At 52.1% G+C, this 12,148-nt stretch carries 10 protein-coding genes and 3 tRNA genes; 10 read left to right on the top strand and 3 right to left on the bottom strand.

Going from position 1 to position 12,148, the window contains the following annotated elements:
* Nucleotides 1-157: 157 nt before the first annotated feature.
* The 3 genes from OGY62_RS12290 to OGY62_RS12280 are packed head-to-tail and all read left to right on the top strand — an operon-like array spanning nt 158 to nt 2,974.
* Nucleotides 158-991, top strand: coding sequence for an ABC transporter ATP-binding protein (locus OGY62_RS12290; RefSeq protein ID WP_286459976.1), 834 nt, complete (start codon nt 158-160; stop codon nt 989-991).
* A gap of 19 nt (nt 992-1,010) precedes the next feature.
* Complete coding sequence (locus OGY62_RS12285; protein WP_286459974.1) at nt 1,011-1,967, top strand: ABC transporter substrate-binding protein; 957 nt, start codon at nt 1,011-1,013, stop codon at nt 1,965-1,967.
* A complete protein-coding gene (locus OGY62_RS12280) occupies nt 1,964-2,974 on the top strand; it encodes a FecCD family ABC transporter permease (protein WP_286459973.1) in 1,011 nt (336 codons plus the stop codon). Before OGY62_RS12285 ends, OGY62_RS12280 begins: the two co-directional genes overlap by 4 nt.
* A gap of 98 nt (nt 2,975-3,072) precedes the next feature.
* Here OGY62_RS12280 and OGY62_RS12275 read toward each other — a convergent pair.
* Nucleotides 3,073-3,148 (bottom strand) — tRNA-Asn (locus tag OGY62_RS12275).
* Nucleotides 3,149-3,475: 327 nt separating this feature from the next.
* Between OGY62_RS12275 and nac the strand changes: the two genes are divergently transcribed.
* Together nac and cbl are read left to right on the top strand one after the other, a co-directional pair.
* On the top strand, nt 3,476-4,393 hold the full coding sequence (gene nac, locus OGY62_RS12270) for a nitrogen assimilation transcriptional regulator NAC (protein ID WP_047462844.1): 918 nt from the start codon (nt 3,476-3,478) through the stop codon (nt 4,391-4,393).
* Nucleotides 4,394-4,494: 101 nt separating this feature from the next.
* Nucleotides 4,495-5,445, top strand: a complete 951-nt coding sequence (gene cbl / locus OGY62_RS12265; RefSeq protein ID WP_024130225.1) for an HTH-type transcriptional regulator Cbl — start codon at nt 4,495-4,497, stop codon at nt 5,443-5,445.
* A 37-nt stretch (nt 5,446-5,482) separates the two neighbouring features.
* Here cbl and OGY62_RS12260 read toward each other — a convergent pair.
* Nucleotides 5,483-5,558: transfer RNA gene (locus tag OGY62_RS12260), tRNA-Asn, on the bottom strand.
* 100 nt (nt 5,559-5,658) lie between these two features.
* On the bottom strand, nt 5,659-6,456 hold the full coding sequence (gene mtfA / locus OGY62_RS12255) for a DgsA anti-repressor MtfA (RefSeq protein WP_012131863.1): 798 nt from the start codon (nt 6,454-6,456) through the stop codon (nt 5,659-5,661).
* A 93-nt stretch (nt 6,457-6,549) separates the two neighbouring features.
* Here mtfA and OGY62_RS12250 point away from each other — a divergent pair.
* From OGY62_RS12250 to OGY62_RS12230, 5 genes are all read left to right on the top strand, one after another.
* Nucleotides 6,550-6,639, top strand: a tRNA-Ser gene (locus OGY62_RS12250).
* A gap of 609 nt (nt 6,640-7,248) precedes the next feature.
* Nucleotides 7,249-7,857: a fimbrial protein gene (locus OGY62_RS12245; protein WP_153257679.1), complete on the top strand. Its 609-nt coding sequence runs from the start codon at nt 7,249-7,251 to the stop codon at nt 7,855-7,857.
* 96 nt (nt 7,858-7,953) lie between these two features.
* Nucleotides 7,954-8,655 carry a fimbrial biogenesis chaperone gene (locus OGY62_RS12240; RefSeq protein WP_012131866.1) on the top strand — a complete coding sequence of 234 codons (702 nt, stop codon included), beginning with the start codon at nt 7,954-7,956 and terminating at the stop codon, nt 8,653-8,655.
* Nucleotides 8,656-8,666: 11 nt separating this feature from the next.
* Complete coding sequence (locus OGY62_RS12235; RefSeq protein WP_200073664.1) at nt 8,667-11,153, top strand: fimbria/pilus outer membrane usher protein; 2,487 nt, start codon at nt 8,667-8,669, stop codon at nt 11,151-11,153.
* Nucleotides 11,144-12,139 carry a fimbrial protein gene (locus OGY62_RS12230; protein WP_114848159.1) on the top strand — a complete coding sequence of 332 codons (996 nt, stop codon included), beginning with the start codon at nt 11,144-11,146 and terminating at the stop codon, nt 12,137-12,139. The genes OGY62_RS12235 and OGY62_RS12230 overlap by 10 nt, the downstream gene beginning before the upstream one ends.
* Nucleotides 12,140-12,148 lie beyond the last annotated feature (9 nt).

Raw genomic sequence — 12,148 nt, 5'->3', positions numbered from 1 at the left:
TAACGGCCTTTATGAGACTACCGCGACAGACGGAAAGAGAAAATGATTTTATCCGTCACGCGCAGACAAGATGAAAAATAGTACGGAGCCCCGGTTGAAATCGCCTTGTATCTCAGGGTTGTTAACGTCAATTGTTATGATATAACATATCCAATTAATGATTCAATCATGGAAGAGGTTAAGTATTGTGCAATTCGTCGCATCCAGTGATAACCCGGCGAGTGCTCTAAGCGTCAATATTGCGTCGCTACAGCGACCCGGAGGCGGAGAACTGCTTTGTGCAATTCGCTTTGAGGTTGAGGAAGGGAAATGCCTGGCTGTTATTGGGCCTAACGGCAGCGGTAAAACGTCTTTACTGAGGGCAATAAGTCAGGAACTCCCCCTTCAGAAGGGCGATATTCAACTACTGGGCCGGTCTGTTTCGGCGCTGTCGCGGCAGCAGCGGGCAAAGCAGATCGCCGTTCTGGCGCAAAATGATACGCCCGATCTGAGGCTGGCTCTTGAGGATTATGTGGCGCTGGGGCGTATCCCGCACGCCCAGGATGCACTACGCGACAGGCATGATGCCATCGTGACGAAGGCCATTAAAGAGACGGGATTACTGGCGTTGCGAAAGCGGTCGCTGTCTGCGCTTTCTGGCGGAGAAAGGCAGCGGGCGGCGCTGGCGCGGGTGTTAGCTCAGATGCCGAGCCTGGTGCTGCTTGATGAGCCAACCAACCATCTGGATCCCTCCGGTCGGGTGGAACTGCTTTCGTTGGTGAAAAACAAGGGGATAACGGTGGTGGCGGTATTGCACGATCTGTCGCTGATTGAATCTTTTGCTGACCGCGTTCTTCTTCTGTCGCAGGGAAGAATGGTGCTCTGCGACACACCGGAGCGTGTGCTGGTGTCTGAAAACCTTTATCCCGTTTTTGGGTTGACCTGCTTTACCGTACCACACCCTGATACGGGGAAAGCGCTGCGTATTTTTGAAGTTCCTGGCTATGCATAATAAATATCTGAGGATTGTGATGAAAAAATTGCTTGCAGGCATGGTTGCTATTTTGTCGGTATCGGCAGTAGAGGCTGCGGATTTTCCTGTCACCATAGAGAGTTGTGGAACACCCGTGACGTTCACGGAAGCGCCAAAGCGAGCGATTATTAATGACCTTAATATGTCTGAAATGGCGTTCGCTCTGAATTTACAGGATCGTATCGTCGGTCTGACCGGTATCAGCGGGTGGTACAAAATGACGCCGGAATTTAAAAAAGCAATGGGGTCGATCCCTGAACTGGCACCGAAATATCCCTCTCTGGAAACATTGCTGGCGGTTAATCCAGATTTCTTTTTCGCAGGCTGGAATTATGGCATGAAAGTAGGGGGGGAAGTGACGCCTTCTTCACTCAATAAATATGGCATCAAGACTTTTGTTCTGAGCGAAAGTTGCGTCTTTACTGCCGCGCATAAGCGTAAAGCCAGTATGGATCTACTTTATAATGACGTACTGACGCTGGGGAAGATTTTTGGTAAGCAAGATGACGCTCGGGCGCTGGTTAATCGCTGGAAAAAGACGCTGGAGGCGCTGCCCAAACCGCCGAAAGGAACCCGACCATTAAGCGTGTTTGTTTATGATTCGGGAGAGGATAAACCTTTTACCAGCGGGAAATACGCGATGCCTGACGCCATTATCGAAGCGGCTGGTGGTAAAAATGCGATGGAGGCGCTGGATATCAGTTGGGGCACAACTTCCTGGGAAAGTGTGGCTGCCACTGAGCCGGACTTTATCATTCTGCTGGATTATCAAACGGGAAGTGGGGCTGATGAGCTTCGTCACTTCCTGGAAAATCACCCGTTGATGAAACTCACGCCAGCGGTGAAACACCAACGTTATCTGAAGCTGCAATATGCTGAACTGACGCCAGGCCCTGCGAATGTCAAAGCAGTAGAAAAACTGGCTCGGGCCATGTATCAGACGGCTGCACAATGAGTTTCACTTCGTACCGTTACCACTGGGCGATGTGGAGCGCGGTGGTGGTACTGGCAGGATTAATGTTACTCAGTATTGCCAAAGGCGCTGTTTCGTTATCGCTGTTGCAGGTGCTGGGGGCGATAGGGATTGCAGATGTGCCGGTATCGGATATGGTCAGCAGAATTGTGATTGACTTACGCGTGCCGAGGACGCTGCTCTCTGTACTTACAGGGGCAGGGCTGGCGATAGTGGGCGCATTGTTGCAGACCACCACACGTAATGATCTTGCCGATCCGTTTTTATTCGGGTTGTCATCGGGCGCATCGGCGGGCGCGGTACTGGTCATTACCCGATTCGGCAATCAGCTTGGCACGCTGACGCTCCCCGTATCGGCATTTGTTGGTGGGATCTGCTCCGCTATGGCAGTGATGTTACTGTTCCACTTCAAAAAGCAACGCGGGGCTGAGCAGTTAATTATCAGTGGGCTTGCTATCTCCTTTCTGTTTGGCGCGTTAACCAGCTATTTCATTTTTTCTGGCGATCAACGTGCCGCCAGTTCCGTGCTGTTCTGGTCACTGGGCGGCCTGGGATTAGCCAGTTGGGGCAATCTGCCTTTCGCCTTACTGAGCCTGATATTACTGAGCGCTTTTATTCTGCTGCGATGGCGTGCGCTGGATGGCATGCTGGCCGGTGAGCAGACGGCGTTATCGCTGGGGATTAACGTCAGCCGCCTGCGGATGGAAATTTTCCTGTGCTGCGCGCTGGCGACCTCTTTCTTAGTGGCACTGACGGGAGTGATCGGCTTTGTTGGGCTGATGGTGCCACATCTGTGTCGGTACTTTTCTGGCGTTAAGCATCTGCTGTTGCTGCCTCTTTGTGGTGTCTGGGGAGCAGTGCTGTTGTGCGGCGGCGATATTGTCAGCCGAACGTTGCTGACCTCGCAGGAACTGCCTGTCGGCATTATTACGGCGGGTATTGGCGGTTTGTTTATTATTGTGTTGCTCGCCAGAACGTCGTCAATATGACGGCCAGAAACGGTAAGCGGCTGGAACGTATACCTGATTGTGGTTGTTCGGAGTACAGAAAAGCAAAAAGCCCGCTAAAAAGCGGGCTTCTCTAAATCTGGCTCCTCTGACTGGACTCGAACCAGTGACATACGGATTAACAGTCCGCCGTTCTACCGACTGAACTACAGAGGAATCGTGTGAACGGGGCGCATATTAACGACGCCCACGAGCATTGTCAAAGGGTGAAATGCGATTGCGCGTTCATTTGCTGACAAAATCAACAAAGCGATGATCTTTCATTCTGCCGCTATTTTGCGCCATTCTGGTGCAAACGTACCTCTTATGGGGCAGATCGGAAACTGTTGTTAACGTTAAAAACGTTGTCTTGTAATCACATTCTCTTATTTGACAGCAGGTTAGCATAAAAATTAGCGTCGGCCAGAAACTGGCAAGCCTTTTGCAAAATCCTCCATAACATGACAGCCAGTATCATGACTGGTATTCCTGACAGGAGGCAAAATGAACTTCAGACGACTGAAATACTTTGTGAAAATCGTCGACATCGGTAGCCTGACGCAGGCCGCGGAAGTATTACACATTGCGCAACCCGCACTCAGCCAGCAGGTCGCTACGCTGGAAGGGGAACTGGATCAGCAATTGTTGATTCGGACAAAGCGCGGCGTGACGCCGACTGAAGCAGGAAAAATCCTGTATACCCATGCGCGAACGATTTTGCGTCAGTGTGAACAGGCACAGCTGGCGGTTAATAACGTCGGGCAAACGCTGAGGGGGCAGGTGTCTATTGGTCTGGCGCCGGGAACGGCTGCCTCGTCGGTGACGATGCCGCTGCTACAGGCCGTGCGGGCGGAATTGCCAGAGGTGTTGGTCTACCTGCATGAAAACAGCGGGGTGGTACTGAATGATAAATTACTCAGTGGCCAACTTGATATGGCGGTTCTTTACGAGCGTTCTCCGGTGGCCGGTATTACCAGCCAGCCGCTGCTGAAAGAAGATCTTTTTCTGGTGGGAACCCGGGATTGCCCTGGGCCGAGCGTGGATTTAACGGCGGTTGCGGAGATGAATCTTTTCCTTCCTCGCGACTATAGCGCCGTTCGTTCGCGCGTGGATGAGGCCTTTTCCTTACGCCGATTGACCGCAAAAGTGATTGGTGAAATCGAATCCATCGCGACATTAACAGCGGCTATCGCCAGTGGGATGGGGGTGACGGTGTTACCGGAGTCGGCAGCCCGATCGTTAAGCGGCGCGGCAAATGGCTGGATGGCGCGTATCACCACGCCGTCGATGAGTTTACCGCTGTCGCTGAATATGTCGGCGAGGGGGAGTCTGACGCCGCAGGCACAGGCAGTGAAAGAGATCCTGATGTCGCTGGTGAGCCGCCCTATGCTGGAAAACCGTGAGCTTCTGCTGGTGAGCTAAGCGTTATTCCATCGCGGTATAAGATGCAGGTTTTTATTATTTGTTATGCCGGGCTTCAGACTTTAACAATAGCGTCATGTCTGATGTCTTCGGAGCGAAGCGTGAATTTCCAGCAACTTAAAATCATCCGCGAGGCGGCCCGTCAGGATTACAACCTGACTGAAGTCGCCAATATGCTTTATACCTCTCAGTCGGGAGTGAGTCGGCATATTCGCGAGCTTGAAGATGAGCTCGGTATTGAAATTTTTATCCGGCGCGGCAAGCGCCTGCTCGGGATGACAGAACCGGGTAAGGCGCTGCTGGTCATTGCCGAGCGCATCCTGAATGAGGCCAGCAATGTTCGCAGACTGGCCGACCTGTTCACCAATGATACATCTGGCGTACTGACCATTGCCACGACGCACACCCAGGCGCGATATAGTTTACCGGAAGTGATCAAAGCCTTTCGCGAGATTTTCCCGGAAGTCCGACTGGAGCTTATTCAGGGCACGCCGCAGGAGATAGAGGGGCTGTTGCAAAACGGTGGCGCGGATATCGGCATTGCCAGTGAGCGTCTGAGTAATGATCCGTTGCTGGTGGCCTTTCCCTGGTTTCGCTGGCACCACAGTTTATTAGTACCTCGCGATCATCCCCTGGTGCAGACCTCGCCACTGACGCTGGAAGCGATCGCGCACTGGCCGCTAATCACTTATCGCCAGGGCATTACAGGGCGCTCCCGTATTGATGAAGCCTTCTCCCGCAAAGGGTTGTTGCCGGATATTGTCCTGAGCGCTCAGGATTCTGATGTGATCAAAACGTACGTTGCTCTGGGGCTGGGGATTGGATTGGTCGCCGAGCAATCCAGCGGCGAGCAGGAAGAGGGGGCGCTGACGCGTCTTGATACCCGACATTTATTTGATGCCAATACCGTCTGGCTGGGGCTGAAGCGCGGACAGTTACAGCGCAACTACGTCTGGCGGTTTATTGAGTTGTGTAATGCGGGGCTGTCTGTCGAAGATATTAAGCGGCAGGTGATGGAGTCGGATGAGGCGGTCATTGATTATCAGATATAAAGCAAAAAGCCCGCTAAAAAGCGGGCTTTTCTAAATTTGGCTCCTCTGACTGGACTCGAACCAGTGACATACGGATTAACAGTCCGCCGTTCTACCGACTGAACTACAGAGGAATCGTGTGAACGAGGCGAATAATACTGACCGCGCTGTAACGTGTCAACAGTAAAATTCGCACGTCATTTCAATTGGTTAATTAATCTTCAAAACCGCGATTTAATGGACGTGTGATGTCGGTATATTGTCCTCTTCTGGGTTATCACGCAGTCGCAGTAAGGGGTCCTGGCGATAAAACTGACAAAAACGTTGCCACAATGCCGGGAAACGCGGGGCGAACAGTTCCGGGGCGCTGAAGAAGTATTCTGACAGAACCGCAAAGCATTCAGCAGGGTCGGTTGCTGCGTAAGCATCAATGCTGGATGCGGTTTCGCCCACAAGATCAATTTCATCCTGAATATTGTTCATGGCCGCGTGGAGATCGTGCTCCCAACTGGCCACTTCGCGCAGAGGAATCAACGGGATGCCGCTGGCCCGGTCGCCATTGCGCATATCAAGTTTATGCGCCACTTCATGGATAATCAGATTGAAGCCGGACGCATCGAAGGAGTCCTGGATATCAAGCCAGTTCAGAATTATTGGGCCTTGCTGCCAGCTTTGCCCGGACTGGACAACGCGCTGGTTATGCACCAGACCAATATCATCTTCCCATTCATCATCCACAACAAAAGGCACAGGGTAGATCAGCACTTCATGGAAGCCATCGAGCCATTCGATGCCCAGCTCCAGCACCGGGAGACAAAAAAGCAGCGCAATACGCGCGCTTTTCAACGCATCCAGTTCAAATCCCTGAAGAGCGACCAACCTTTTTTGCTGTAAAAAACGCTCGGCCAGCGCAATTAATCTGGCTTGCTCTTGCGCGGTCAGGTTGACCAGAAGGGGAATTGCCAGGGCGTCATCCCACGGCAAGGCTGCATTCTGGTCTGTTTCGTGTACTTTCCAGGGCCACTTAATCATCGTTTTGCTCGCAAACTCGTCACTTGAACAAAATTGCAGGAACAGGGTCTGTTAAAATGCCAAATTACCTGGCATCATGGCAACCACCAGAACGGAGAGATGCCGGAGCGGCTGAACGGACCGGTCTCGAAAACCGGAGTAGGGGCAACTCTACCGGGGGTTCAAATCCCCCTCTCTCCGCCACTATTCAAGCACTTAGTTCACTCCCTTTCAACGACCCCCGTCACACTTGGTATAGTGTTGGTATATTCACCGGGTATGCTTCTCGCCATCATCCTCCTCCGATTTTTCCAGAACAGGACAATTCAGCGTCGTGGAACACTTACGCTTTGCGATCGGCAACAAACCTCTGGCTTTCCGTTCTATGATCGGAGAATAACGGCTTCTCTTTGCCGGGTTCGCCGCAAATTTAACCGGTGATCTTATTTGGCAATATTGGTGAAGCACTGACAGGCAGTACAGAGAGAAATTGTAGAAGTTTTAAGATAGCAATATGCCATTGAGTGGATTTTTCTATTTTTCAGGTGAGGATTAATAGGTGTAATCCTGTTAAACGGCCTCAATCAAGATATGAAAAAATGTATATTTGACTCCGAAATAGCATTCTTTGACGCCGACAGCATCAACGAGTTTTTATCGAGTTCGTTTTTGATACCTTAAATATAGCAGCTTCCGGTCAGTCGAAGTTTCTATTAACAGTCGCACAAGTAAGAATCGCATATCGCTTCTGATTTTTGTGTGAACTCACTGTTTGCTCATTGATACTTAATTCACTCTGACAAGGAAATGGCAATGAAAAAGGTTCTTCTCTCTGCTGCAATCGCGACTGCATTTTTTGGCATGGCTGCGGCAAATGCTGCTGATACTAATGTCGGCGGCGGTCAGGTTAATTTCTTCGGTAAAGTTACCGACGTATCTTGTACTGTTTCCGTAAACGGCCAGGGCAGCGATGCTAATGTTTATCTGTCTCCGGTAACGTTAACGGAAGTTAAAGCTGCGACTGCGGATACCTATCTGAAACCAAAATCTTTCACCATCGATGTTTCTAACTGCCAGGCGACGAATGGTGATCCACAAGATGACGTGAGCAAACTGGGTGTGAACTGGACCGGCGGCAACCTGCTGGCGGGCGCTTCCGACAAACAACAGGGCTACCTGGCCAATACGGAAGCGGCTGGCGCGAAGAATATCCAGCTGGTTCTGTCTACCGACAACGCCACCGCGCTGACCAAGAAAATCATCCCGGGCGACGCCGCTCAACCGAAAGCGACTGGCGACGCGACTGCCGTTCAGGATGGCGCGCGTTTCACTTACTATGTTGGTTATGCCACCAGCACGCCTGACAGCGTGACAACCGGTGTGGTCAATAGCTATGCGACTTACGAAATTACCTACCAGTAATATCGACTGAGAGATAAAACCGCCTCGCGCCGGGGCGGTATAAAACAATAATAAAGCGGCCGCTGCTGCCGCTTATTTTTTTATTCAGAGGTCAGCATGAAGCTTATTGCCCTTTTTTTCTGTTTCATTTTTAGTTTTGCGGCTAATGCTAATAACATTATTGTTAATGGCACCCGCTTTATTTATCCAGGAAATGAAAAAGAAATAACGGTGCAGCTCTCTAATACCGCAGATCGTCCGGCACTGGCACAAGCCTGGCTGGATAACGGTAATGCCGATGCAACGCCGGATACGATTACTACGCCATTTATTATTACACCACCTATTTCCCGCGTTGACGCTAAAAGCGGTCAGACTTTGCGTATTAAGCTCGGCAGCAATGCAGGGCTCGCTAAAGATAAAGAGACATTATGGTGGCTGAACCTTCTGGAAATTCCGCCGGTAGAGGCTAACCAGAAAAATGAAGGGCAGAATATTCTGCAACTGGCGATTCGTTCTCGCTTTAAGTTTATCTATCGTCCGAATGGATTAGGCAACCGTGATGCGGCGGCGGAAAAGTTGGTGCTTTCCGCCAACGGCAGCAGCCTGTCCGTCAACAATCCCACGCCTTTTTATATCACCGTAAGCCGTATCTCTCGTGACGGCGGCAAAGCGCTGAACAGCAAAACGGTGATGTTTGCCCCACAGTCCAGTCAGACTATCGCGCTCTCCTCGACAGTGAACAAAGGCGAGACCCTGACTGTTAACAACATTAATGACTATGGCGCAGATGTCGCAGTGAAAGTTGCCGTTAAATAAGGGAAACGATCATGAAGCAGAGGTCAATCCGCCCGGAAAGATTAAGTACGGCAATTGCGATTGCACTGTACTGCTTTCCGCCATTTTCAAGCGGCCAGGAAAACCCAGGAACGGTTTATCAGTTTAACGATGGCTTTATTGTCGGCAGTCGCGAAAAGGTCGATCTGTCGCGCTTTTCCACGAGCGCTATCTCCGAGGGCGTTTACTCACTTGATGTGTATACCAATGGTGAGTGGAAAGGCCGCTACGACCTGAATATCACCCGTGGAAAAGACGGCAAAATGGGCGTCTGCTACACCAAAGCGATGCTGATGCAATACGGTATCTCGCCAGAAAAATTTAACCCACAGCTTAGCGCGAAAGAGGGCTATTGCGGACGACTGCAAGAGTGGCGTAACGAAGAAAATGTCAGCGACAACCTGATTCAGTCCTCTCTGAGGCTGGATATTTCCGTACCGCAAATCTACGAAGATCAGCGCTTTAAGAATTTTGTCAGCCCGGAGTTCTGGGATAAAGGCGTTGCGGCGCTGAATTTAGGCTGGATGGCTAACGCCTGGAACAGCCACACGTCATCGGCCAACGGGTCAGATAACAGCAGCGCCTATCTTGGCGTTAACGCGGGTCTTTCCTGGGACGGCTGGCTGCTCAAACACATTGGTAACCTGAACTGGCAACAGCAGCAGGGGAAGGCGCACTGGAACAGCAACCAGACCTACCTGCAACGTCCGATTCCGCAAATTAACTCGATTGTCAGCGGTGGGCAGATTTTTACCAACGGTGAGTTTTTCGACACCATCGGCCTGCGAGGGGTAAATCTGGCGACCGATGACAATATGTTCCCGGACGGTATGCGTTCCTACGCCCCGGAAATTCGCGGCGTGGCGCAAAGTAACGCGCTGGTGACGGTACGTCAGGGCAACAATATTATCTATCAGACCACCGTGCCGCCGGGACCGTTTACGTTACAGGATGTTTACCCTTCCGGCTATGGCAGCGACCTTGAGGTTTCAGTAAAAGAAGCCGATGGCTCGGTACAGGTGTTCAGCGTGCCTTATGCCTCGGTAGCGCAATTACTGCGTCCGGGGATGACCCGCTATGCGCTCTCTGCCGGTAAGGTTGATGATAGTTCGCTGCGCAATAAGCCGATGCTCTACCAGGCGACCTGGCAACAGGGCTTAAATAACCTGTTCACCGGCTATGCTGGCGTGACCGGTTTTGATGACTATCAGGCATTCCTGCTGGGAACCGGGATGAATACCGGCGTCGGCGCCTTGTCATTCGATGTCACCCATTCGCGGTTGAAGAGCGATACCCTTGACGAGCATGGTCAGAGCTACCGCGCCACCTTTAACCGCATGTTCACCGAAACGCAGACCAGTATTGTCCTGGCGGCGTATCGTTACTCCACCAAAGGCTACTACAACCTGAACGACGCGCTGTACGCCGTCGATCAGGAAAAGAACCACAACAGCAACTACACCGTGTGGCGACAGAAAAACAGCATGACCTTTACCGTAAACCAGAACCTGCCGGACGGCTGGGGCGGTTTCTACTTAAGCGGTCGGGTTTCGGATTACTGGAACCGTTCAGGCACGGAGAAGCAGTATCAGCTCAGCTATAACAATATGTTCGGTCGTCTCTCATGGTCGGTCAGCGCTCAGCGCGTCTATACGCCGGACAGCTCCGGTCATCGTCGCGACGATCGCGTTTCGCTCAACTTTAGCTACCCGCTGTGGTTCGGCGAGAATCGCACCGCGAATCTGACGTCAAATACCTCGTTCAACAACTCGCACTTCGCCATCTCGCAGATTGGCGTCAACGGCTCGCTGGACAGTGAAAACAACCTCAACTACGGCGTATCGACCACCACCGCGACCGGAGGTCAGCACGATGTGGCGCTGAACGGCAGCTATCGTACCCCGTGGACCACGCTGAACGGCAGTTATAGTCAGGGCGCAGGGTATCGTCAGAGCGGTCTGGGCGCCAGCGGGACGCTGATTGCCCATCAGCACGGCGTGGTGTTCTCGCCGGAAAGCGGCACCACGATGGCGCTGATCGAAGCGAAAGATGCCGCAGGCGCCATGTTGCCAGGTTCGCCGGGAACCCGCATTGACAGCAACGGCTACGCCATTCTGCCGTATCTGCGACCTTACCGGATTAACGCCGTTGAAATTGACCCGAAAGGCAGTAATGACGATATCGCTTTCGATCGTACCGTGGCGCAGGTTGTGCCGTGGGAGGGGAGCGTAGTCAAAGTTGCCTTCAATACCACGGTGCAAAACAACATCACGGTGCAGGCGCGCCAGGCGAATGGCCTGCCGTTACCGTTCGCCGCCACGATTTTTGACCCGAGCGGAAAAGAGATCGGTGTTGTGGGGCAGGGCAGCATGATGTTTATCAGCGACGCCAGCGCGTCAAAGGCCACGGTTAAGTGGAATGGCGGGCAATGTACGGTGGATCTGAGTCAGGCAAAAACAAAGGAAACGCTATGTCGCTGAGTAAAAGACTGACGCTTTTTATTGGATTAATGGCGCTGGGGACAACGTCGGCATGGGCTTTCTGCTCGCGCCTTTCACAGCCGACGGTGACATTAGACATGGCCATCGGGCGAGTGGTTGTTCCGCCGGATCTGCCGGTGGGCTCAGTGATTGTGTCCCGTGACTGGACAATGTCGGCGTCGGGTGGCGCAAGCTATAGCTGTTCAGCCGGTACTAACCGTTTTGCGGCGAAAATTGTCGTGCCCGGAGCCACCGACCTGGGGAATAAAATTTATTCGACAAACGTAGACGGCATCGGCTTGCGTTTTAGTCGCGGTGGCGCAACGGTCAATATTGTCTACCCGGATGTCTACTCCTCCTATGCCAACAGGCAGACCAGTTATTCACTGGAAGGTTCCCGTTTTACGCTGGAAGTGATTAAAACTGCGAGCGTGACCGGCAGTGGCACCCTGGCGGCGGGGAAATATACCTCTTATGACTGGGAAAACGGCAGTAACCCGATCCTTGAAACGTTCCTCAGCGCCAATGCCATCACCGTCGTCTCGCCCTCCTGTACCGTGTTAAGCGGTAAGAATATGAACGTTGATATCGGTACGATTAAGCGCAGCGATCTGAATGGCGTTGGCACCACGGCGGGAGGTAAAGATTTTAATATCCAGTTGCAGTGCAGCGGCGGCGTAAGTGAATCCGGTTTCGCCAATATCCATACGACATTTTCCGGCAACCTGGCGACAAGCACCACTGCCGCTCAGGGCGTGCTCATCAACGAAAAAAGCGGAAACGCTGCGGCGAAAGGGATTGGCGTCCAGGTACTGAAAGATGGCACCCCGCTGGAATTTAGCAAGAAATATAATATCGGCACCTTGCAGACCCAGGAAACCCGTTACATTACATTGCCTTATCGTGCACGCTTCTATCAATACGCATCGACCACAAGTACCGGTGAGGTGGAGTCGCACATGATCTTTAACCTGACGTACGATTAATTCGGGAGG

The sequence above is a fragment of the Citrobacter sp. CK198 genome (assembly GCF_030333295.1).
Classification (GTDB): domain Bacteria; phylum Pseudomonadota; class Gammaproteobacteria; order Enterobacterales; family Enterobacteriaceae; genus Citrobacter_B; species Citrobacter_B koseri.
This window is presented reverse-complemented; position numbering and strand designations above follow the sequence as displayed.